The organism is Burkholderia sp. HI4860, assembly GCF_002223045.2.
Taxonomy (GTDB): Bacteria; Pseudomonadota; Gammaproteobacteria; order Burkholderiales; family Burkholderiaceae; genus Burkholderia.
In genome coordinates this window covers 2,877,257-2,900,117 of sequence record NZ_NKFO02000003.1, presented here as the reverse complement: position 1 = coordinate 2,900,117, position 22,861 = coordinate 2,877,257, and the positions used below count along the sequence as shown (strand labels likewise).

The 22,861-nt window shown below is 69.1% G+C and carries 21 protein-coding genes; 4 read left to right on the top strand and 17 right to left on the bottom strand.

Annotation, left to right across the window (positions count from 1 at the left end; all coding sequences use genetic code 11):
• Positions 1-197: 197 nt before the first annotated feature.
• A complete protein-coding gene (locus CFB34_RS28800; RefSeq protein WP_089440678.1) occupies positions 198-2,090 on the top strand; it encodes a glycosyl transferase in 1,893 nt (630 codons plus the stop codon).
• Positions 2,091-2,278: 188 nt separating this feature from the next.
• Here the strand turns inward: CFB34_RS28800 and CFB34_RS28795 are convergent, their stop codons facing one another.
• The 17 genes from CFB34_RS28795 to CFB34_RS28720 form a co-directional block, all read right to left on the bottom strand.
• Positions 2,279-2,896, bottom strand: a complete 618-nt coding sequence (locus CFB34_RS28795; protein ID WP_089440679.1) for a DUF924 family protein — start codon at positions 2,894-2,896, stop codon at positions 2,279-2,281.
• Complete coding sequence (locus CFB34_RS28790) at positions 2,893-3,624, bottom strand: alanyl-tRNA editing protein (protein ID WP_089440680.1); 732 nt, start codon at positions 3,622-3,624, stop codon at positions 2,893-2,895. The genes CFB34_RS28795 and CFB34_RS28790 overlap by 4 nt, the downstream gene beginning before the upstream one ends.
• A gap of 105 nt (positions 3,625-3,729) precedes the next feature.
• Entirely contained in the window at positions 3,730-4,140 is a 411-nt protein-coding gene (locus CFB34_RS28785; RefSeq protein WP_069248490.1) for a group II truncated hemoglobin, read from the bottom strand.
• Positions 4,141-4,183: 43 nt separating this feature from the next.
• Positions 4,184-6,799, bottom strand: a complete 2,616-nt coding sequence (locus tag CFB34_RS28780; protein WP_179243650.1) for an FtsX-like permease family protein — start codon at positions 6,797-6,799, stop codon at positions 4,184-4,186.
• Complete coding sequence (locus tag CFB34_RS28775) at positions 6,796-7,413, bottom strand: DUF4126 domain-containing protein (protein WP_089440682.1); 618 nt, start codon at positions 7,411-7,413, stop codon at positions 6,796-6,798. Before CFB34_RS28775 ends, CFB34_RS28780 begins: the two co-directional genes overlap by 4 nt.
• Positions 7,414-7,622: 209 nt before the next feature.
• The gene (gene sugE / locus CFB34_RS28770) at positions 7,623-7,943 is read right to left on the bottom strand and encodes a quaternary ammonium compound efflux SMR transporter SugE (RefSeq protein WP_071334771.1); all 321 of its coding nucleotides are present in this window, start codon (positions 7,941-7,943) and stop codon (positions 7,623-7,625) included.
• A 145-nt stretch (positions 7,944-8,088) separates the two neighbouring features.
• The gene (locus CFB34_RS28765; RefSeq protein WP_089440683.1) at positions 8,089-8,373 is read right to left on the bottom strand and encodes a DUF333 domain-containing protein; all 285 of its coding nucleotides are present in this window, start codon (positions 8,371-8,373) and stop codon (positions 8,089-8,091) included.
• A gap of 158 nt (positions 8,374-8,531) precedes the next feature.
• A complete protein-coding gene (gene kdpE / locus CFB34_RS28760; protein WP_039370506.1) occupies positions 8,532-9,230 on the bottom strand; it encodes a two-component system response regulator KdpE in 699 nt (232 codons plus the stop codon).
• Positions 9,223-12,066 carry a DUF4118 domain-containing protein gene (locus CFB34_RS28755; RefSeq protein WP_089440684.1) on the bottom strand — a complete coding sequence of 948 codons (2,844 nt, stop codon included), beginning with the start codon at positions 12,064-12,066 and terminating at the stop codon, positions 9,223-9,225. Before CFB34_RS28755 ends, kdpE begins: the two co-directional genes overlap by 8 nt.
• A 162-nt stretch (positions 12,067-12,228) precedes the next feature.
• Positions 12,229-12,810 (bottom strand): potassium-transporting ATPase subunit KdpC, encoded by a 582-nt coding sequence (kdpC, locus tag CFB34_RS28750; RefSeq protein WP_089440685.1) that lies wholly within the window; start codon positions 12,808-12,810, stop codon positions 12,229-12,231.
• Between the two features lie 25 nt (positions 12,811-12,835).
• Positions 12,836-14,920, bottom strand: a complete 2,085-nt coding sequence (gene kdpB, locus CFB34_RS28745) for a potassium-transporting ATPase subunit KdpB (protein WP_089440686.1) — start codon at positions 14,918-14,920, stop codon at positions 12,836-12,838.
• A 54-nt stretch (positions 14,921-14,974) separates the two neighbouring features.
• Positions 14,975-16,780, bottom strand: coding sequence for a potassium-transporting ATPase subunit KdpA (gene kdpA, locus CFB34_RS28740; RefSeq protein ID WP_089440687.1), 1,806 nt, complete (start codon positions 16,778-16,780; stop codon positions 14,975-14,977).
• Positions 16,777-16,869 (bottom strand): K(+)-transporting ATPase subunit F, encoded by a 93-nt coding sequence (kdpF, locus tag CFB34_RS28735; protein ID WP_006752209.1) that lies wholly within the window; start codon positions 16,867-16,869, stop codon positions 16,777-16,779. The genes kdpA and kdpF overlap by 4 nt, the downstream gene beginning before the upstream one ends.
• Complete coding sequence (locus CFB34_RS39100) at positions 16,866-16,988, bottom strand: hypothetical protein (protein ID WP_256093628.1); 123 nt, start codon at positions 16,986-16,988, stop codon at positions 16,866-16,868. The genes kdpF and CFB34_RS39100 overlap by 4 nt, the downstream gene beginning before the upstream one ends.
• Before the next feature lie 186 nt (positions 16,989-17,174).
• Positions 17,175-18,149: a quinone oxidoreductase gene (locus tag CFB34_RS28730; protein WP_089440688.1), complete on the bottom strand. Its 975-nt coding sequence runs from the start codon at positions 18,147-18,149 to the stop codon at positions 17,175-17,177.
• A gap of 176 nt (positions 18,150-18,325) precedes the next feature.
• Positions 18,326-18,718, bottom strand: a complete 393-nt coding sequence (locus tag CFB34_RS28725) for a methylglyoxal synthase (RefSeq protein WP_043188929.1) — start codon at positions 18,716-18,718, stop codon at positions 18,326-18,328.
• Positions 18,719-18,766: 48 nt separating this feature from the next.
• Positions 18,767-19,546: an SDR family oxidoreductase gene (locus tag CFB34_RS28720; protein WP_089440689.1), complete on the bottom strand. Its 780-nt coding sequence runs from the start codon at positions 19,544-19,546 to the stop codon at positions 18,767-18,769.
• A gap of 230 nt (positions 19,547-19,776) precedes the next feature.
• Here CFB34_RS28720 and upp point away from each other — a divergent pair, with 230 nt between their 5' ends.
• The 3 genes from upp (at position 19,777) to purD (ending at position 22,755) form a co-directional block, all read left to right on the top strand.
• Complete coding sequence (gene upp, locus CFB34_RS28715) at positions 19,777-20,427, top strand: uracil phosphoribosyltransferase (protein ID WP_011352740.1); 651 nt, start codon at positions 19,777-19,779, stop codon at positions 20,425-20,427.
• A 217-nt stretch (positions 20,428-20,644) separates the two neighbouring features.
• A complete protein-coding gene (locus CFB34_RS28710; RefSeq protein WP_089440690.1) occupies positions 20,645-21,373 on the top strand; it encodes a YebC/PmpR family DNA-binding transcriptional regulator in 729 nt (242 codons plus the stop codon).
• Between the two features lie 104 nt (positions 21,374-21,477).
• Complete coding sequence (purD, locus tag CFB34_RS28705) at positions 21,478-22,755, top strand: phosphoribosylamine--glycine ligase (RefSeq protein ID WP_039370477.1); 1,278 nt, start codon at positions 21,478-21,480, stop codon at positions 22,753-22,755.
• Positions 22,756-22,861: the final 106 nt, after the last annotated feature.

Sequence of the window (22,861 nt, the reverse complement as noted above, 5' to 3'; positions counted from 1 at the left end):
CGAAGCCACCCGTCGTCACGACACCACAAATCTCCACAATTTCGTGACACGAACGGTAATCCACCGTAACAATTCCGTGGTCTACTAGCGGACATTCAGACAGGTGTCATAAACACCCGTCCGTTGGCCTTTGATATGGCCCCAATCGGTCCTGCCCACGTCGCCGGATCCGCTCGACTCGACCCGAGATTCCTTCCATGCCTGGAACCGCAGCGCCCAGCCGGCGACGCACGTCTGTGCCCGCTCCGGCCCAGTACACCCATTCGACCGCCGACGCCGATCTCACCGCAACGCTCGACGCCGCCGGCACGCCCGTCGTCGCCTCGAGCGCCGCCACCAGCACGACGCGCGAACGCTCGCGCCTGCTCGGCTGGCGCGCGTGGCTGTTCGTCGCCGCGCTGATCTGCGCATATACGCTGCCGGGCGTACTCGGCCACGATCCGTGGAAGCAGGACGAAACCTACACGTTCGGCATCATCCAGCACATGCTCGAGACCGGCGACTTCGTCGTGCCGACCAATGCCGGCCTGCCGTTCATGGAAAAGCCGCCGCTCTACGCGTGGGTCGCGACCAGCCTCGCCTGGCTGCTGCAACGCGTGATGCCGCTGCACGACGCGGCCCGGCTCGCGAGCGCGCTGTTCGCCGCACTGGCATTCGGCTTCATCGCGCGCGCGGCGCGCGTCGCCAGCCGCGCGGATTCCTGGTTCGACCTGCGCGTGATCGGTCCCGTCGTGCTGAGCGCCGGCACACTCGTGGTCATCAAGCACGTGCACGACATGATGACCGACGTCGCGCTGTTCGCCGGCACGGCAATCGCGTTCTGCGGGCTGCTCGAACTCGTGATGCAGCACGTCGCGCGCGCGCAGCAGATGCGGCACGGGCTGCCGGTCCGGCCGTCGGGCCGCTGGGCCGCGCCGATCTTCGGCGCGGGCGTCGGCATCGCGCTGATGACGAAGGGGCTGTTCGTGCCGCTCGTGTTTGCCGCGACGCTCGTCGGCGCGATGGTGCTCTATCCGGCCTGCCGCACCCGCGCGTTCGCGCGCTCGCTCGGCGTCGCCGCACTGGTGTTCGCGCCGTTCGCGCTCGTCTGGCCGACCGCGCTGTTCCTGCGCTCCGAGACGCTGTTCATGACGTGGTTCTGGGATAACAACGTCGGCCGCTTCTTCGGTTTCTCCGTCCCCGAACTGGGCGCGGAAAACGACAAGCCGTTCTTCATCCTGCGTGCGTTCCTGCTCGTCGGCTTCCCGGTCGCGCCGCTCGCGATCGTCGCGCTCGCGCGGGGTGCATGGCGCGACTGGCGCACGCCGCGCATCGCGCTGCCGGTAATGTTCACGGTCATCGGGCTCGTCGTGCTGCAAGTGTCCGCGACGTCGCGCCAGCTCTACATCCTGCCGTTCTTCGCGCCGCTCGCGCTGGTCGCCGCACAGGCGATCGACCGCCTGCCGCGCCAGCTGCATCTCGCGTGGGACTACCTCAGCCGCATCCTGTTCGGCACGGCCGCCGCGCTCGCCTGGGCCATCTGGGCGGTGATGGCCGATCCGGCCGCGTCGCGCAAGGATCTGACGCTGCTCGGCCGCTGGCTGCCGCTCGACTGGACGATGCCGATCGAACCCGCGCTCGTGATCGGTGCGCTCGCGCTGACGGTCGGCTGGCTGACGCTGCTGCCGAAGCTGCGTACGACGGGCGTCTGGCGCGGCGTGCTGTCGTGGGGCGCCGGCGCACTCGTTGCATGGGGGCTCATCTACACGCTGCTGCTGCCGTGGCTCGACGTCGCGAAGAGCTACCGCTCGGTGTTCGACGACCTGAACGCGCATCTCGCGCTCGAATGGAACGACGGCGACTGCATGGCGAGCCTGCACGGGCTCGGCGAATCGGAAGCGCCGATGCTGTACTACTTCTCCGGCATCCAGCACACGCCGATCGCCGACGCGAAGACGACGCGCTGCACCTGGATGATCGTCCAGGGCGTGCGGGCCGTCGATCCGGCGCCCGGCGACGAATGGAAACTGTTCTGGACGGGCGCCCGCCCGGGCGACAACGAGGAACTGCTGCGCGTGTACGTGCGCACGCCTGAACAGCACGTTGAGTAATGCGGGGCGGCACGGCGGCCGCGCCGCCATGCTTGCCCTCGTACCTGGCGTGGAGTGGTGAGCGCCACCGCCCGAGCAGCGATCGGCCATCGGGAAATGCGCGCCGCCGACCGGCGTGCCCTGCCGCCACCGTGCCCGCGTGACTCCACGGGCCGCCCCTCTTCCCGCGTCACGCCGCTCCCGAATCGTCAGAACGACGAACCAGGCTCGCGAAGAAACGCCGTCTCTTCATCGCTCGATACCCGACCGAGAATCGCGTTCCGGTGTGGAAAGCGGCCGAAGCGCTCGACGACGGCCGCGTGCAGCAACGCGAAGCGGTGATAGCTCTCGCACCCTGCTTCGTCGCGAATGCCCGCGCACAGGCGCACGGCCTCACGCTGGCTCTCGACCGACTCGTCGTGCTCGAACGGCAGATACGCAAACGCGCGGTGATGCCCGCTCGGCAACTGGGCGTCCCAGCCGGCCGCGACGACGCGGCGCGCGAGCGCGAGCGCCTTCGGATCGGCGGCAAACGCGCGTGGCGTGCCGCGATGGATATTGCGGGAGAACTGGTCGAGCACGACGATCAACGCCAGCGCCCCCGACGGCGAGCTTGCCCAGTGATCGCATGCGCCGTCGCACGCGGCGTCGAGCAACGCATCGTAGCGCGTGCGCAGCACGTCGTCGAACGCCGCGCCGCCGTTGAACCAGACCTTGCGGTTCTGCCCGAATTCGGCCGAGCCCGGCTCGCCGAACCAGAAATCGAGAATCTCCCGCGCTTGCGGATCGAGCGCCGCCGCGCCCGCGTGGGGGGTGTCCATCGTCATGCAAACTCCAGTACGAGGCGCCGGGTGCGCGCGCTCTTCTTTTCCAGTTTCGCGACCCGCAGCTCGCCGATTTCGGACGTATTGCGCACGTGCGTGCCGCCGCACGGCTGCAGGTCGACCTGCTCGATGCGCAGCAGCCGCACACGGCCGAGGCCCGTCGGCGGCTTCACGCTCATCGTGCGCACGAGGTCCGGCCGTGCGGCCATCTCGTCGTCGGTGATCCATTCGGTCGTAACCGGGTGCGCGCCGCCCACCAGGCCGGCGAGGCGCCGCTCGACGTCGTCGCGGTCGATCGCGTCGGACGTCGCGAAATCCAGCCGCACGTAGTCGGCCGTCACGCTGCAACCGTCGACCGCGTACGGCAGCACCGCGCACATCAGGTGCGCCGCGGTATGCAGCCGCATGTGGCGATAGCGGCGCAGCCAGTCGATCTCCGCGACCACGCGCATACCGGGCTCGAGCGCCGCGACGCTCGCCTCCTGCCCCGGTGCGGGCACATGCACGGCGTCGTCGGGCGTCGCGCCGTTGAACCGGGCCTTGCGCGTATCGGCGATCGCGATCGTGCTGCCGTCGGGCAGCGTCAGCGTGCCGGTGTCGCCGGCCTGGCCGCCGCCGAGCGGATAGAACACGGTGCGGTCGAGCCGGATGCCGTCGTCGCCGACGGCCAGGACGACCGCGTCGCATTGCGTGAGGTACGCGTCTTCGCGAAACAGCGCTTGTGTCGTCATCGGGCGAGCCTCGTATCGATGGGGGGAAGCGGCCAGTGTCGCGCCGCGCGGCGCACGCGCCCAGACGCAGATCGCCCCGCGCGCGGGCGGCGGCGTACCGGTCGATCAACCGGGCCGGTTGCGCATCCAGTCGGCCGTGTCGTAGAACGAATGCATGAGCCGCTCGCGCAGCGGCTCGGGCAGCCCGATGTCCTCCATCGCCCACGCCATGCAACGCAGCCACTGGTCGCGCTCGACCGACGCGATCGGGAACGGCAGGTGCCGCGCGCGCAGCCGCGGATGGCCGAACCGGCTGATGTAGTGGTCGGGGCCGCCGAGCCACCCGCACAGGAACCAGAAAAACTTGTCGCGCGAACCGTCGAGCGAATCCGGGTGCAGCGCGCGAATCTGCGCGAACTCGGGCTCGAGATCCATCAGGTCGTAAAAGCGGTCCACCATTTCGCGCACGCGGGCTTCACCGCCCACGAGCTCGAACGCCGTCGGCTGCGACGGCGCATCGTCATTCACATCGGTCATACGGATAGTCGGAAAACAGGATCTTCGGGGCCGCCGGCGACGCTCATGCGTCGCGCAGCGACTGCAGCGCGGGGCGCCGCAGCACATTATGCAGGCTCAGCCAGCCGGCCGCACCGGCGCACGCGACGCCGGCCGCGATGCCGGCCGGCACGAGCCACGGATCGACGGCGAGCTGGAAGTCGAACACACGTGACGCGAGCACCCAGCCGACCGCGATCGCGCCCGCCGACGCCAGCGCACCGGCCAGTGCGCCGACCACGACGAATTCCGCGCGCTGCACCGCGTTGACCTGCGCGCGCGACGCGCCGAGCGCGCGCAGCAGCGCCGCCTCGCGCACCCGCTCGTCGCGCGTGCCGGCGAGCGCCGTGTACAGCACGAGCACGCCGGCCGCGAGCGTGAACATGAACAGGAACTGCACCGCGCCGACCACCTGCAGCATCATCCGCTGCAACTGCGCGAGAATCGGCGCGACGTCGATGGCGGTCAGGTTCGGATAGCGCGCGATCAGCGGATCGAGCAGCGCGGCATTCGACGCCGGCAAATGGAAGCTCGTCAGGTATACGGCCGGGAAATCCTTCAACACCGGCGGCGGCATCAGCACGAAGAAATTGACGCGGAACGAACCCCAGTCGAGCTTGCGCACGCTCGTGATCGGCGCATCGACCGTCAGCCCCGTCACGTCGAAGCGCAGCACGTCGCCCGGCTTCACGTTCAGCGTCTTCGCGAGGCCGGCCTCGATCGAGATCTGCGGCGTCGCCGCGGTGCCGAACCAGTCGCCTTCGACGATCCGGTTGTCGGACGGCAACCGGGTCGTATAGGACAGGTTGAACTCACGGTCGACGAGCCGGCGCGCCTCCTCGGACGGGTAGGCGTCCGGATTCACCGGCTTGCCGTTGATCGCGACGAGGCGGCCGCGCACCATCGGCTCGGGCACCGCGTCGCGCACGCCGTGCGCGGCCAGATAAGCCGCGACGTCGGCGCGCTGGTCGGGCTGGATGTCGATCAGGAACTGGTTCGGCGCATCGGGTGGCGTCGACTGCTGCCAGCCCGCGACGAGGTCGTTGCGCGTGATCGCGATCAGCAGCAGGCACATCAGGCCGAGCGCGAGCGCGGTGATCTGCAGCGCGCTCGCCGTGCCGCGCCGGTGCAGCGACGCGAGCGCGTAACGCCAGCCGACGCCCGCGGCCACGCGGGCGTTGCGCACCGCGCGCGCGGCGGCGAACAGCACGAGCCGCGCGATCAGCGCGAAACCGACCAGCGCGCCGGCGAAACCGCCCGCGACGATCAGCCCGAGTTTCAGGTTGCCGGCGGCCACGATCAGCAGCCCCGCGAACAGCACGACGCCGACCGCATACGCGGCCCACGCCGTGCGCGACGCGTCGCCCCACTCGCGCCGCAGCACGCGCACCGGCGGCACGCGTGTGAGCGGCACGAGCGGCGGCAGCGCGAAACCGAGCAGCAACACGAGCGCGGCGCCCATGCCGATCAGCGCCGGCCACAGCGTGGGGGGCGGCAGCACCACGTCGATCAGGCCGCCGAGCGCGGCCAGCAACGCCCAGTGGCCACCATAGCCGAGCACCGCGCCTGCGGCGCCGGACACGATCCCGATGCCCACGAATTCGAGTGCGAACAGCGCGCCGAGCGTACGGCGGCTCACGCCGAGGCAGCGCATCGTCGCGCAGCCGTCGAGGTGGCGCCGCATGTAGCGTTGCGCGGCCATCGCGATCGCGACCGCCGCGAGCAGCGCGGTGAGCAACGCGACGAGCGTCAGGAAGTGGCGTGCGCGATCCAGCGTCTGCCGCACCTGCGGCTGGCCTTCCTGCAACGACTCGAGACCGACGCCGCGCAGCTTCCCGCCGTCGACACGTGCGTGCGCATACGCCTCGAAACGCGCGACGGCCTGTTGGTCGCCGGCAACCAGCAGCCGGTACGTGACACGGCTGCCATAGCCGGTGAGACCCGTCGCGGCCAGTTCGTCCGCGCGCATCATCAGCCGCGGCGAGAAATTGACGAAGGAAAACCCGCGATCCAGCTCGCGGGAGATCGACGCGGCGACCTTGAACGTACGCAGCCCGACGCGCACCGTATCGCCCGCCTTCAGGTGCAGCGCATCGAGCAGCGCCGGATCGGCCCATACGGTGCCGGGCGCGGGAATCGCAGCCGCCTTCTGCGCGGTGGCCGCGCCGGCCGGCAGGATCTCGACCGCGCCGCGCAACGGATACCCGGGCGACACGGCCTTCACGGCCGCGAGGCGCGACGGCGCCGCGTCGGTTGCCTGCCCGCCCACGGCGGACGCGATCATGCTCGGGAAGATGGCGGTCGTCGCGGTACGCAGGCCGAGCGCGCGGGCCTGCTGGTCGAACGACGGATCGACGGGACGATCGGCCCGCACGACGAAATCGGCGCCGAGCATCTGGCGCGCGTCGCGCTCGAGCCCCTGGCGCAACCGGTCGGCGAGGAAGCCGACGCTCGTCAGCGCCGCGACCGCGAGCACCAATGCAAGGACGAGCAGCGTCAGCTCGCCCGCGCGCCAGTCGCGGGCGGTCATGCGGGCGGCCTGGTGGATCAGGTCGCGCAGGCCGAAACGGCCGGCATGCGCGTTCACCTCATGGCCGGGTTGCCCGGCCGGCGGCTGCGCCGCGTGTTGCCGCCCCTTCAATCGCGCTTCCCCCCGATCGAGTTGAGCCGCGACACCATGTGGTTCGCCATGCCGCGAAAGCCGCCCGAGACACCGCGCCACAGGCGCGGGAGCGCCCACGCGGACGCCGCGATGAAGGCGGCAAGCAGCACGAGGAACGCGAGCGGAACGAAGAACGCGAGCGCGAGCCCACCGACCACGAGGCCGTCCTCGGTCGACGACGCGATCCAGTTCGAAATCGGTTCCGGCGACAGATTGATCATCGCGCGCGTGCCGGCCTTCGCCACGTGCGCGGCACCGGCGAGCGAGCCGCCGGCGAGCCCCGCGACCGCGAGCACGGTCGGATCGGCATGGCCGAGCGCGCCGGCTGCGAGCACGGCGCCGGCCGGAATGCGGATGAAGGTGTGCACGGCATCCCACAGCGAGTCGAACGCGGGGATCTTGTCGGCAAGGAATTCGGTGACGGTGAGCACGGCCGCCGCGCCGATGACCCACGGCGACATCAGGACAGCCAGCGTGTCGGGCAGGTGGAGCCAGCCGAACCGCGCCAGCACGCCGGCGATCAGCACGGTCAGGTACAGGCGCAGGCCGCTCGCCCACGCGAGCCCCGCGCCGAGCGAAATGGCTTCGATCATGGCCCTCTCCTTGCACTTTCCGTGCGCTTTGCCGATTGATCGGATCGGGTCGGACAGACCGGCCGCGCGGCGCGTGGCGACCGGCACCGCGTGCCGCGAGAAGCACGACGGTATTCAGGCCCGAATGCGTTCCATTATAGACAGGCCAGGCGCACGGCCGGCGCAATTCCGCGGTGCGGCAACCGGGTATGTGCGCCCGGGTGCCATTGTTACGCAGCCGACGACAGCTTCAGGCCGATCAGCCCCGCGACGATCAGCACGGCGCTCGCGACGCGCGCGACGCTCAGCGCCTCGCCCATCATCACGATGCCGAACACGAACGCACCAACCGCACCGATGCCCGTCCACACCGCGTACGCGGTGCCGAGCGGCAACTGGCGCATCGCGACCGCGAGCAGCCCGAAGCTGGCCAGCGCCGTCACGATCGTAAACACCGACGGGCCGAGCTTCGTGAAGCCGTCCGACGATTTCATGCCGGCCGCCCAGGCCACTTCCAGCAAACCGGCAATGAACAACAATACCCACGCCATCTCGACGTACTCCGTATCGGATGGGGCCGTCCCCGTTGAAGCGAATGACCCGGGGTCGTCCCCGGGCGGCGCCGAGTATAACAAGATGCTTACGGACACGGCGCGCGGCCGCGGCCGATCAGGGGCGCGATCGCGCCGCGCCCGGTCAGTTCGACACGCGCTTCGGCGTGACGGCGGCGACGCAGCGGTCGTCGCGGTACAGCGCCCACTCCTCGCACACGCGGCCATCCTTGAACACGCACATGCCGACCTGCCCGCTCGACAGGTTGCGGGTCGTGTGACGGCCGCCGAGCTTGGCGCAATTGACCGACGCGGGATTGGCCATCGCCTGCTGCTGCGACGACGGTTGCTGCCCGGGCGGCAGCGGTTGGGCGAACGCGCCAGACGCGGCAAGCGCCAGCGCACAGATGACGACCAGACGGACGGACATTGCACGCTCCTCGTTTTCGTTCGCGGAACGGTCAGGATAACGGGGAATGAGCGCCGGGTGTGCAACGCGCGCGCCGGCCGCGAGACTGTCGCGCCGGCGCAACCCTGCCGGCACGCGACGTCACGCGCACGGGCGCCGCTGCGCCCCGGCTCCGTGCGTCATGCGGCGCCGACCAGCCGGTAGCCGACGCCCGTCTCGGTCACGATGTACTCGGGCTGCGCCGGGTCGCGCTCGAGCTTCTGGCGCAGGTGCGCCATGTAGATGCGCAGATAGTGGTGGCTTTCGACGTGCGACGGCCCCCACACGTCGCGCAGCAGCTGGCGGTGCGTGAGCACGCGTCCCGCGTGCCGCACGAGCGTCGCGAGCAGCCGGTATTCGAGCGGCGTCAGATGCACGATCTCGTTGTCGCGCCACACCTGGCGCAGCGCGAGATCGACGGTCACGGTGCCGAAGGTCACCTTCGGCGACTCGTTCGCGCCGCCCTGGTTGCGCCGGCGCAGTTGCGCACGGATCCGCGCGCGCAGTTCGGACACGCCGAACGGCTTGGTCAGGTAATCGTCGGCGCCCGCATCGAGCGCAGCGACCTTCTCTTCTTCCTGCGTGCGCGCGGACAGCACGATCACCGGCACCTCGGACCAGCCGCGCAACTCCCGGATCACGTCGAGGCCGTCGGTATCGGGCAGGCCGAGGTCGACGATCACGAGATCGGGCTTGCGCGTCGCCGCGTCGATCAGCCCCTGCTTGCCCGTCTCGGCCTCGAACACCGCGATGTCCTCCTCCTCGAGCGCGGCGCGCACGAAACGGCGGATCTGCTTTTCGTCCTCGATCAGGACGACGGTCAGGCTGGGTTCACTCATGATCTGGCAATGATTCGGATGGGGACGACGCGCCCGGCACTTCGGGTTCGTCGTCGGGTACGGCAGGCGCGGCCGGCGGTGTCTCGACCGGCAGCGTGAACCAGAAACGCGCGCCCGTCACGTGGCCGTCGGGTGCCGTACGGTTGAACGCGCCGATTTTACCGCCGTGCGCCTCGACGATCGCGCGGCAGATCGCGAGGCCGAGGCCGATGCCCGGCGTCGCCGATTCCTTCTCGCCGCGCGTGAACTTGTCGAAAATCCGCGTTTCCATCCCGGCCGGCAGGCCGGGACCGTAATCGTCGACGAGCACGCGCACGAACGGCAGCCCGTCGTCGGTCACGCGCTCGGCGCCGATGTCGAGCGGCGTATCGGCCGGCGTGTACTTCGCCGCGTTCTCGAACAGGTTGGTGAACAGGCGCTCCATCAGCACCGCGTCCATCTGCAGGAGCGGCAGGTCGGCCGGCAGCACGACGCGCGCCGGATGGCGCGCAAGCACGCGCTTGCAGGCGGCGAGCGCGGCGCCGACGGTTTCCTCGAGCAGCGACCACTGGCGCTTCAACTGCAGGCTGCCGGCCTGCAGCCGCGCCATGTCGAGCAGGTTCGTGACGATGCCCGTCATCCGCAGCGCCTCGTCGTGGATCGCATCGACGAGTTCGCCCTCGCGCTGCGCAAAGCGTTCGGCCGCCGCGGCGTCGCCGCCCTGCGCGGCCGCGCGCCCGTTCGCGAGCATCGACGAGAAGCCGACGATCGTCGTGAGCGGCGTGCGCAGGTCGTGCGAGATCGCCGACAACAGCGAGTTGCGCAGCCGCTCGGACTCCATGTTGACGAGCGCGTCGCGCGCGATCTCGACGTAGTGCACGCGTTCGAGCGCGAGCGCGATCTGCGCGGCGAACGCGTCGAGCATCCGCTGCTGCTCCGGCACCTCGAGTTCGCGCGGCTCGCGCGACGCGACCGCGAGCACGCCGCGCGTACGCATCGGCGCCTTCAGCGGCAGGTACAGCGCGGCCGTCGCGGGCAACGTATCGGTGCCGCGGCCGGCCGGCTTCTGCTGGTCGTACACCCACTGGCCGACGTCGCTGTCGAGATCGGCGCCCGTCAGCGTGACGGCCGCATCGGGCTCCTCGATCTTCTGCCGCACCTTGTCCGCACTGTCGGGCAGCAGGAACGCGACGCGCGCGCGGAACACCTCGCCCACGTGACGGCTGCCGATCTCGACGATCTGCTCGGTCGTCAGCGCCGCGCCCAGCTCGCGCGCCATCGCGTAGATCGCGCCGGTGCGGCGCTCGCGGCGCTGCGCGACGCTCGCCTGGCGCGTCAGCGTCGACGTCAGGTGGCTGATCACGAGCGACGTCAGCAGCATCCCGAAGAAGGTCAGCAGGTATTGCGTGTCGCTGACCGAGAACGACATGCGCGGCGGCACGAAGAAGTAATCGAACGCGGCCACCGACAGGAACGACTGCAGCACGCCCGGTCCGCGCCCGAGCCGCACGGCCGAAAACACGACGCCGAGCAGGTACAGCATCACGAGGTTCGTGAGGTCGAGCCGCTCGGACACGAGGCTCGCGACGACCGTGATCGCCGCGCAGATCGCGGCCGCATACACGTAGTGCCGCGGCGGCGAACGGTGCGTGCCGAACTGCGCGAACGCGTCACGCCAGTCGCGCGCACCTGCGTCCAGCGGTGCCGCGCGCGCCTCGTCGCTCGCGGACGCCCGGATCAGCATCAGGTCGACGTCGCCCGCGCGCTCGGCAAGCTTCTCGCCGAACGGCCGCACGAAGCGGCGCACGAGCCCGACCTTCGGCGAGCCGCCCGCGACGATCTTCGACACGTTGCGCACCTTCGCATAGCCGATCAGCGCGGCAACCGCGTCGGCGCCGGCGAGCGTCGCCGTCTCCGCGCCGAGCTCGGCCGCGAGCTTCAGCGCATCGAGCGTGCGCTGCCGTCGCGCATCGGGCAGCCGCTGCAGGCGCGGCGTCTCGACATAGACGGCGATCCAGTCGGCCTTCAGGCTCGCGGCGAGCCGTGCGGCCGCCCGCACGAGCGTCGGCGCCTCGGGGCCCGGCCCAACGCACACGAGCAGCCGCTCGCGGGCCTGCCAGATGCGCTGGATCGAGCGGTCGGCGCGATACTCGCGCATCTGCGCGTCGACGCGATCGGCCGTACGCCGCAGCGCCAGTTCGCGCAGCGCGATCAGGTTGCCCTTGCGGAAGAAATTGCGCACCGCACGCTCGGCCTGCTGCGCGAGATAGACCTTGCCGTCGCGCATCCGCTCGAGCAGCTCCTCGGCCGGCAGGTCGACGAGCGTGACTTCGTCGGCCGCGTCGAACACGCGGTCGGGCACCGTCTCCCACACGCGGATGCCGGTGATCGCGCCGACCACGTCGTTCAGGCTTTCGAGGTGCTGGACGTTGACGGTCGTGTAGACGTCGATGCCCGCGTCGAGCAGCTCGTACACATCCTGCCAGCGCTTCAGGTGCCGCGCGCCCTGCACGTTCGAGTGGGCGAGTTCGTCGACGAGGATCAGTTGCGGCTCACGCGCGAGCGCGCCGTCGAGATCGAATTCGGCGAGCGTGCGGCCGCGATACTCGATGCGCGCGAGCGGCAGCACGTCGAGGCCGTCGAGCAGCGCGGCGGTCTCGCTGCGCCCGTGGGTCTCGACGATGCCGACGACGACGTCGACGCCTTCCTGCAGGCGCTGGCGCGCGGCCTGCAGCATCGCGTAGGTCTTGCCGACACCGGCCGATGCGCCGAAGAAGATCTTGAGCTGGCCGCGCCGCTGTTTTTCTTCGTCACGCTGCAGCTTGTCGAGGAGTTGGTCTGGATCGGGACGATTCATGCGTCAGAAAGGCGGAGCGCCCGGATGCGCGCGAGTACGAGCATTGTTGTTCCAAATCGCCGCAAAAGGCAAAGACGGCGCATGCGCCGTCGGGAAAAGACGCGTCCGGCGCGGATCGGACCGCGCCGGACGCCGGTTGCCGCCGGAAACCCGGACGCGCGATCAGTGCGCAGCCTGCGCCGCGTCGAGCGCGAGGTTCAGCTGCAACACGTTCACGCGCGGTTCGCCGAACACGCCGAACTGGCGGCCCTTCGTGTTCGCGGCGACGAGCTGCGCGACCGCGTCGGGCGCCAGGTTGCGTGCCTTCGCGACGCGCTCGACCTGGTACGCGGCGGCGGCCGGCGTGATTTCCGGATCGAGGCCGCTGGCCGACGCCGTCACGAGGTCGACCGGCACGGGCTTCGACATGTCGGTGCCCGCGTCGCGCAGCGCGGCGATGCGCCCCTTCACCTGGTCGGCAAGCGACGGGTTCAGCGGGCCGAGGTTCGAGCCGCCGGAGCCGGTCGCGTTGTACGGCATCGGCGTCGTGGCCGACAGGCGGCCCCAGAAGTACTTCGGCGCATCGAACGGCTGGCCGATCAGCGAGGAGCCGACCGCCTTGCCGTCCTTCTCGATCAGGCTGCCGTTCGCCTGCGACGGGAACACGGCCTGGCCGAACACGGTCATCACGGCCGGGTAGGCGAGCCCCGTCACGGCAGTCAGGACGACAAAGAGCACGACGAGCGGACGAATCAACGTTTTCATGATGTTTCCTTCAAATACGGCCGGCTCAGGCCCAGCCGAGTGCAGCGAGCGTCATGTCGATCAGCTTGATGAACGGGAACGGCAGCAGCACGCCGCCGAGGCCGTACACCAGCAGGTTGCGGCGCAGGAGCGACGCCGCGCCGAGCGGCCGGTACGTGACGCCCTTCAGCGCCAGCGGAATCAGCGCGACGATGATCAGCGCGTTGAAGATCACCGCCGACAGGATCGCCGACGCCGGCGACGTCAGGTGCATGATGTCGAGCACGCGCAGCTGCGGGTAGGTCGTCACGAACGCGGCCGGGATGATCGCGAAGTACTTCGCGATGTCGTTCGCGATCGAGAACGTCGTCAACGAACCGCGCGTCATCAGCATCTGCTTGCCGATCTCGACGATCTCGATCAGCTTCGTCGGGTTCGAGTCGAGGTCGACCATGTTGCCGGCTTCCTTCGCCGCCTGCGTGCCGGTGTTCATCGCCACGGCGACGTCGGCCTGCGCGAGCGCCGGCGCGTCGTTGGTGCCGTCGCCCGTCATCGCGACGAGGCGCCCTGCCGCCTGGTGCTCGCGGATCGTCGCGAGCTTGGTTTCCGGCGTCGCTTCCGCGAGGAAGTCGTCGACGCCAGCTTCCGCCGCGATCGCCGCGGCCGTCAGCCGGTTGTCGCCCGTCACCATCACGGTCTTGATGCCCATCTTGCGCAGTTCCGCGAAGCGCTCCTTGATGCCGCCCTTCACGATGTCCTTCAGCTCGATCACGCCGAGCACGCGGGCCGCCCCTTCATGCAGGTCGGCCACGACGAGCGGCGTGCTGCCGCGGCGCGCGACTTCGTCGACCGCACGGCGCACTTCTTCCGGGAAGCGGCTGCCATGCGTCTCGACGTAGTTGCGGATCGCGTCGGCCGCACCCTTGCGGATTTCACGGCACGGCAGGTCGACGCCGCTCATCCGCGTCTGCGCGGAGAAGCCGATGAACGTCGCGTGCAGTTGCCCCATGTCGCGCTGGCGAATGTTGAAGCGCTCCTTCGCGAGCACGACGATGCTGCGGCCTTCCGGCGTTTCGTCGGCGAGCGACGACAGTTGCGCGGCATCGGCCAGCGCTTCCTCGGTCACGCCCGGCGCCGGCACGAACGTCGACGCCTGGCGGTTGCCGAGCGTGATCGTGCCGGTCTTGTCGAGCAGCAGCACGTCCACGTCACCGGCGGCTTCCACCGCGCGGCCCGACGTCGCGATCACGTTGGCCTGCATCATCCGGCTCATCCCGGCCACGCCGATCGCGGACAGCAGGCCGCCGATCGTCGTCGGGATCAGGCAGACGAGCAGCGCGACGAGCGCGGTGATCGTCACCACGTGGCCGGCCTTCATCGCTTCGACCGAGAACATCGAGAACGGCAGCAGCGTGGCGGTGGCGAGCAGCATCACGATCGTCAGCGCGACGAGCAGGATCGTCAGCGCGATCTCGTTCGGCGTCTTCTTGCGCTTCGCGCCTTCGACCATCGCGATCATCCGGTCGAGGAACGCCTCGCCCGGGTTCGCGGTGACCTTGACGACGATCCAGTCCGACAGCACGCGCGTGCCGCCCGTGACCGACGAGAAGTCGCCGCCCGATTCGCGGATCACCGGCGCGGATTCGCCGGTGATCGCCGACTCGTCGACCGACGCGACGCCATCGACCACCTCGCCGTCGGCCGGGATCACGTCGCCGGCCTCGACCAGCACGACGTCGCCTTTACGCAGCTCGGTCGCGGTCGTGATGCGGATCGGCGACTTCGGATGCGGCTCGTTGAGCTTCTTCGCCATCACGTCTTTCTTCGCGCTGCGCAGCGACGCGGCCTGCGCCTTCGAGCGCCCTTCGGCGAGCGCTTCGGCGAAGTTCGCGAACAGCACGGTGAACCACAGCCACAGCGCGATCGCGAGGATGAAGCCCGCGGGCGCCTCGGCCTGGCCGGCGAGCGCCGCGATCCACAGGATCGTGGTCAGGATGCTGCCGACGTACACGCAGAACATCACCGGGTTGCGGAACTGCGTGCGCGGCGTGAGTTTCTTGAACGAGTCCACGATCGCCGGGCGCAGCAGCGCCGGATCGAACATGGACCGTGTTGCGGAATGTTGAGTCATTGCGATCTCTTCAATCTCTTCAGTCTTTTCAATGTGTCGCCATATGGGCGCGCATCACGCGCCCAGCCACATCATCAGGTGCTCGACGCCCGGGCCGAGCGCGAGCGCCGGCACGTAGGTCAGCGCGCCCACCAGCAGCACGGTGCCGAGCAGCAGCACGACGAACAGCGGACCGTGCGTCGGCAGCGTGCCGCTCGTCGCCGCGATGCGCTTCTTCGCGGCGAGCGAGCCGGCGATCGCCAGCACCGGCACGATCGTGCCGAAGCGGCCGAACCACATCGCGATCGCGGTCGTCCAGTTGTAGAACGGCGTGCCGACCGTCAGGCCCGCGAACGCGCTGCCGTTGTTGTTGGCGGCCGAGCTGAACGCGTACAGGATTTCCGAGAAGCCGTGCGGCCCCGGATTCGCGATGCCGGCCTTGCCCGCGTCGGCGAGCACGGCGATCGACGTGCCGACCAGCACCAGCAGCGGCGTGAGCAGCACGACGATCGACACCATCTTCATCTCGTACGACTCGATCTTCTTGCCGACGTATTCCGGCGTGCGGCCAATCATCAGGCCGGCGACGAACACCGCGAGCAGCGCGAACACGAGCATCCCGTAGAGACCCGAGCCGACCCCGCCGTAGATCACTTCACCGAGCTGCATCAACAGCATCGGCACGAGGCCGCCGAGCGGCGTCAGCGAATCGTGCATCGTGTCGACGGCGCCGCACGACGCGGCCGTGGTCGCGACCGTGAAGATGCCGGTCTGCGCGATACCGAAGCGCGTTTCCTTGCCTTCCATGTTGCCGCCCGGCTGCAGCGCGCTCGTCGACTGGTCGACGTGCAGCGCGGCGAGCGTCGGGTTGCCGGCCTGCTCGGCGCTCACCTCGAAGCCGATCGCGATCACGAACGCGACCGTCATCGCCGCGAGCACGGCGATGCCCTGCCGGCGGTCGCCGATCATGCGGCCGAACACGAGGCACAGCGCGGCCGGGATGATCAGGATCGCGAAGATCTGCAGGAAGTTCGCGAACGGCGTCGGGTTTTCGTACGGGTGCGCGGAGTTCGCGTTGAAGAAGCCGCCACCGTTGGTGCCGAGCATCTTGATCGCTTCCTGCGACGCCACCGGGCCCATCGCGAGCGTCTGTTTCGTGAGCGGGGTCGGCACCGTCACCGGGTTGCCCTTGTCGTCCTTCACCGGATTGCCCTGCGCGTCGAGCTTCGGCGCGGCGTAGGTGCTCGCCTGCAGCACCGGCACGTCCTGGTACGACTTCATGTTCTGGATCACGCCCTGGCTCATCAGCAGCGCGGCGAGGATCATCGACATCGGCACGAGCACGTACATCGTCACGCGCGTGAGGTCGACCCAGAAGTTCCCGATGGTCTGCGCGGTATGACGTGCGAAACCGCGGATCAGCGCGATCACGACGACGATGCCGGTTGCCGCCGACAGGAAGTTCTGCACGGTCAGGCCGAGCATCTGCGTCAGGTAGCTGACGGTCTGCTCGGGCGTGTAGTCCTGCCAGTTCGTGTTGGTGACGAAGCTGACGGCCGTGTTGAACGCGCCGTCGACCGTCATCGCACCGAACTGCTGCGGGTTGCCGGGCAGGAAGCCCTGCAGGCGCAGCAGGCCGTAGAGGAACAGCGCGCCGAGCGCGTTGAACGCGATCGTCGCGACCGCGTACTGCTTCCAGTTCATCTCGCTGCCGGCGTCGACGCCCGCGATGCGGTACAGCGCGCGCTCGAGCGGCCCGAACACGCGCACAACGCGCGAACTGCCGTCCATCACCGCGGACAGATAGCGCGCGACCGGAACGGCCGCCGCCAGCAGCACGACGATGAAGAGCAGCGTCTGAAAGAGATTGTTCGCGTTCATTCGATGTCCTCCGCGCGCAGCAGCGCAAAGACGAGATACGCGAACAGCAGGGCCGTCGAGGCGCCCGCCAGCCAAAGCATCCAGGTCATGCTCGCCCCCCGCGACCGTATTGCACGAGCTTGTCGCAACCGGCAATCAAACCGAGGATCAGCGCGGTGAAGAGCACCAGTGCGCCGATAAATACCCCATCCATTTTTCTGTTCTCCATCGTCGAAATCAGACGACTAGAACCTTATGGGAACGCACGTAAAGGACGGGTCAAAGGTATCGGGGCGCGTATAAAAAACGCGTAAACGTGGAATTTGGGTGGAGGATGGCGGGAGGCGGGGCGGACGGCGCCGTGGCGCCGCCCGGACAAGCGCGTGCCGGCATCGCGCCGGCACGGGGAGACAGGTCAGGGAACGAGGATCGTCGAGCCGGTGGTCTTGCGCGCTTCGAGATCTTCATGCGCGCGGCCGACTTCCGCGAGCGGGTAGCGCTGGTTGATGCTCGTCTTCACCTTGCCCGACAGGATCACGTCGAACAGCTCGGCGGCCGCGGCTTCGAGATCGGCGCGCTTCGCGATGTACGAGAACAGCGTGGGGCGCGTAAAGAACAGCGAGCCGCGCGACGAGAATTCCTTCGAGTCGATCGGCGGCAGCGGGCCCGACGCGTTGCCGAAGCTGACGAAATAGCCGAGCGGCGCAAGGCTATCGAGCGAGCCGATGTAAGTGTCCTTGCCGATCGAGTCGTAGACGACCGGCACGCCTGCGCCGTTCGTGATCTCCTTCACGCGCTGCGTGAAGTTCTCGCGCGTGTAGACGACCGGATGGTCGCAGCCGTGCGCCTTCGCGAGTGCGGCCTTCTCGTCGGAGCCGACCGTCCCGATCACGGTCGCGCCGAGCGCCTTCGCCCACTGGCACACCAGGAGGCCGACACCGCCGGCCGCCGCGTGGATCAGGATCGTGTCGCCGGCCTTCACCGGATACGTGCGGCGCAGCAGGTAGTGCGCGGTCAGGCCCTGCAGCATCACCGACGCCGCGTCGTCGTAGCTGATGCCGTCCGGCAGCTTCACGAGCCGCTCGGCCGGCATCACGCGTTCCTGCGCGTAGGCGCCCGGCGGCTGCCCGACGTACGCGACGCGGTCGCCCGCCTTGAACGTCGTCACGCCTTCGCCGACGGCCGTCACCTCGCCCGCCGCCTCCATCCCGAGACCGCCGGGCAGCGCTTGCGGATAAAGGCCGGTGCGGAAATAGACGTCGATGTAGTTGAGACCGACCGCGTGCTGCCGGATGCGGACTTCACCTGCCTTCGGTTCGCCGACCTCGACATCGACCCACTTCATCACGTCCGGGCCGCCCGGCTGGTCGTATCGGATTGCTTTCGGCATCGTTTCGCTCCTCGTTTCTGATTCGGTCAGGGAAAAATCCGGGTCGCCGATCCGCGGAGCCCGGCCTCATGCGGGTACCGGGCGGCAGGCGCGCGTCGCGACGCACGATTCTCGCGCGCCGCGGCCATCCGTGCATGGCCCTGCCGTCAGCAGGGGCAATCGGGCGCGGGCCGCCCTCAGCAGACGTCCTGCATGTTGCGCGCCAGATCGTCGAGCAGCATCCGCGCGGTGGCGACGTTGGTCGCGACCGGTACGTCGTGCACGTCGCAGGCACGCACGAGCGCGGTGATGTCGGGGTCGTGCGGCTGCGCGGTCATCGGGTCGCGCAGGAACACGACGATGTCGATGCGGCCGTCGGCCAGTTCCGCACCGATCTGCAGGTCGCCGCCGAGCGGCCCCGACAGCTTGCGCTCGACCTCGAGCCCGTGCGCGTCCGCGATGCGGCCGCCCGTCGTGCCGGTCGCCACCAGCCGGCATTGCGCGAGCGTCGTGCGGAATTCGCCCGCGAGCGCGACGATCTCGTCCTTCTTCGCGTCGTGCGCAATCAATGCGATGCGGGGTTTGCTCATCTCCAGATCCTTCGTGTCAGGTGGTTGTCGTGAAAGGCGGTGCGCGCGTCAGAACGTGCCCGGATACGAGCCGCCGTCGAGCAGCCAGTTCTGCCCGGTGATGTAGCCGGCGTGCACGCTGCACAGGAACGCACACGCCGCGCCGAATTCCGCACGGGTGCCGAGGCGGCCGGCCGGGATGTCCTTCGTGCGCCGCGCGCGCATCTCGTCGACGCTCACACCCTGCGCCTTCGCCGACGCGGCGAGCGTGGTCGCGATCCGGTCGGTGTCGAACAGGCCCGGCAGCAGGTTGTTGATCGTCACGCCCTGCCCCGCGACCTTGCGCGACAGCCCCGCGACGAAGCCGGTCAGCCCCGAGCGCGCGCCGTTCGACAGCGCGAGCACGTCGATCGGCGCCTTCACGGCCGAGCTCGTGATGTTGACGATCCGGCCGAAGCCGCGCGCGATCATCCCGTCGACGGTCGCGCGGATCAACTCGATCGGCGTCAGCATGTTCGCTTCGAGCGCGCGGATCCAGTCGTCGTGCGAGAAGTCGCGGAAGTCGCCGGGCGGCGGGCCGCCGGCATTCGTCACGAGAATGTCCGGCTGCGGGCACGCGGCGAGCGCGGCCGCGCGCCCGTCCGGCGTCGTGATGTCGCAGGCGACCGCGGTCACCGACACGTTCGCGCCGGCGCGGATCTCCTCCGCGGTTTCCTCCAGCGTGGCGCGCGTGCGCGCGACGATCACGAGGTTCACGCCCTCGGCGGCCAGCGCTTCCGCGCAGCCGCGACCGAGCCCCTTGCTTGCCGCGCACACCAGCGCGGTCTTTCCTTCGATGCCGAGATCCATCGTCGATTCCTTGGTGGCGACACGCGCCGGCTCGGCCCGATCACGCCGGCGCACGGACCCCGGACGGGTCAGGCGGGCAATCGGGCGGGCACGGGCGCGCGGATTGTCGTGAGACGTCGATATTATCCGGATCATGCGGCGCGCCTTGGTAAAATTGCGGGCATAAGCGCGCGGCCGGCTTGCGTCCGCCACCGCCCCCGATCCTCTTTTGCCGCCAAGGCGCCCCCGTCATGAAACAGGACAGCCGTTTCCCGAATCTCTTCATCACCGATCACCCGCTGATCCAGCACAAGCTCACGCACATGCGCGACAAGGACACGTCCACGCGCACGTTCCGCGAGCTGCTGCGCGAAATCACGCTGCTGATGGGCTATGAGATCACCCGCAACCTGCCGATCACGACCAAGCGGGTCGAAACCCCGCTCGTCGAGGTGGACGCGCCGGTGATCGCGGGCAAGAAGCTGGCGATCGTGCCGGTGCTGCGCGCGGGCATCGGGATGTCGGACGGCCTGCTCGACCTGGTCCCGTCCGCCCGCGTCGGCCACATCGGCGTGTACCGCGCCGACGACCATCGCCCGGTCGAATACCTGGTGCGCCTGCCGGATCTGGAAGACCGCATCTTCATCCTGTGCGACCCGATGGTCGCGACCGGCTACTCGGCCGTGCACGCGGTCGACGTGCTGAAGCGCCGCAACGTGCCGGCCGCGAACATCATGTTCGTCGCGCTGGTCGCCGCGCCCGAAGGCGTGCAGGTGTTCCAGGACGCGCACCCGGACGTGAAGCTGTTCGTCGCGTCGCTCGATTCGCACCTGAACGAGCATGCGTACATCGTGCCGGGCCTCGGCGACGCGGGCGACCGCCTGTTCGGCACCAAGAACTGAGCCCCGGTACGGCCGCGCGGCGCGCGGCCCGGCCCGCGGCGGCCCTCCTGGCCGTCCGGCCATGCGCGGCGGCCCCGATCCGGCGGTCGCCGCGTGATAAAATCTCGATCCACTCGACACGCGCGGCCCCGCGGCTTCATGCCCGCCGACACGGCCGCCGATTCAACGACACACTGAAACAATCGCCCGCGCTGTGCGCCCGGGCACGGAGAAAGGTATGGCTGGTCATTCGAAATGGGCCAACATCAAGCATAAGAAGGCAGCGGCCGACGCGAAGCGCGGCAAGATCTGGACCCGCCTGATCAAGGAAATCCAGGTCGCGGCGCGCCTCGGCGGCGGTGACGTCAACTCGAACCCGCGCCTGCGTCTGGCGGTCGACAAGGCGGCCGACGCGAACATGCCGAAGGACAACGTCAAGCGCGCGATCGATCGCGGCGTCGGCGGCGCGGATGGCGCGAACTACGAGGAAATCCGCTACGAAGGCTACGGCATCAGCGGCGCGGCGATCATCGTCGACACGCTGACCGACAACCGCACCCGCACGGTCGCGGAAGTCCGCCATGCGTTCTCGAAGTTCGGCGGCAACATGGGCACCGACGGCTCGGTCGCGTTCATGTTCGATCACGTCGGCCAGTTCCTGTTCGCACCGGGCACGTCGGAAGACGCGCTGATGGAAGCCGCGCTCGAAGCCGGCGCGAACGACGTGAACACGAACGACGACGGTTCGATCGAAGTGCTGTGCGACTGGCAGGCATTCTCGGCGGTGAAGGACGCGCTCGAAGCCGGCGGCTTCAAGGCCGAGCTCGCCGAAGTGACGATGAAGCCGCAGAACGAAGTCGAATTCACCGGCGACGACGCGGTGAAGATGCAGAAGCTCCTCGACGCGCTCGAGAACCTCGACGACGTGCAGGACGTGTATACGAACGCCGTCATCGTCGAGGAATGAGGTGCCGGCCGCCGTGTTCCTGTCGCGGCGGCGGCCCGACCGAATCCGCGGCCGGCGCGCCTGAGCGTGCCGGCCGCCCTGTTTTCTAGTCTGCGGGGAATCCCATGAAACTACTCGTCGTCGGTTCCGGCGGCCGCGAACATGCGCTGGCGTGGAAGCTCGCGCAGTCGCCGCGCGTCCAGATGGTCTACGTCGCGCCCGGCAATGGCGGCACGGCGCAGGACGAGCGCCTGAAGAACGTCGACATCACGGCGCTCGACGAACTCGCCGATTTCGCGGAGCGCGAAGGCGTCGCGTTCACGCTCGTCGGGCCGGAAGCGCCGCTCGCGGCCGGCATCGTCAACCTGTTCCGCGCGCGTGGGCTGAAGGTCTTCGGCCCGACCCGCGAAGCCGCGCAGCTCGAGAGCTCGAAGGATTTCGCGAAGGCGTTCATGAAGCGCCACGGCATCCCGACCGCCGAGTACGAAACGTTCTCCGACGTCGCCGCCGCGCACGCGTACATCGACGCGAAAGGTGCGCCGATCGTCGTGAAGGCCGACGGCCTCGCGGCGGGCAAGGGCGTCGTCGTCGCGATGACGCTGGAAGAAGCGCACGAAGCCGTCGACATGATGCTGTCGGGTAACAAGCTCGGCGACGCCGGCGCGCGTGTCGTGATCGAGGAATTCCTCGACGGCGAGGAAGCGAGCTTCATCGTGATGGTCGACGGCAAGCACGCGCTGGCGCTGGCGTCCAGCCAGGACCACAAGCGCCTGCTGGATGAAGACCGCGGCCCGAACACCGGCGGCATGGGTGCGTATTCGCCCGCGCCGATCGTCACGCCGCAGATGCACGCACGCGTGATGCGCGAGATCATCATGCCGACCGTGCGCGGGATGGAGAAGGACGGCATCCGCTTCACGGGCTTCCTGTATGCGGGCCTGATGATCGACAAGGAAGGCAATCCGCGCACGCTCGAGTTCAACTGCCGGATGGGCGACCCGGAAACGCAGCCGATCATGGCGCGCCTGAAGAGCGATTTCTCGAAGGTCGTCGAGCAGGCGATCGCGGGCACGCTCGACACGGTCGAGCTCGACTGGGACCGCCGCACCGCGCTGGGCGTCGTGCTGGCCGCGCACGGTTATCCGGACGCGCCGCGCAAGGGCGACCGCATCAACGGGATCCCGGCCGAGACCGAACAGGCCGTCACGTTCCATGCAGGCACGACGCTCGACGGCGACAAGCTGACGACGTCCGGCGGCCGCGTGCTGTGCGTGGTCGGCCTCGCCGATTCGGTGCGCGAAGCGCAACAGCATGCGTACGAGACGATCAACCAGATCAATTTCGAAGGCATGCAGTACCGCCGCGACATCGGCTTCCGCGCACTCAACCGCAAGAGCGCGTGACGTTGCAATTGCCGCCCCGCCCGCGCGCGGCGGCGGCCCCTCTGCCGGGGTTCGTTAGAATGCCCGGCAGAAGCCTTTTTTACGGCCCCCGCTTCGGGCGGGGGCA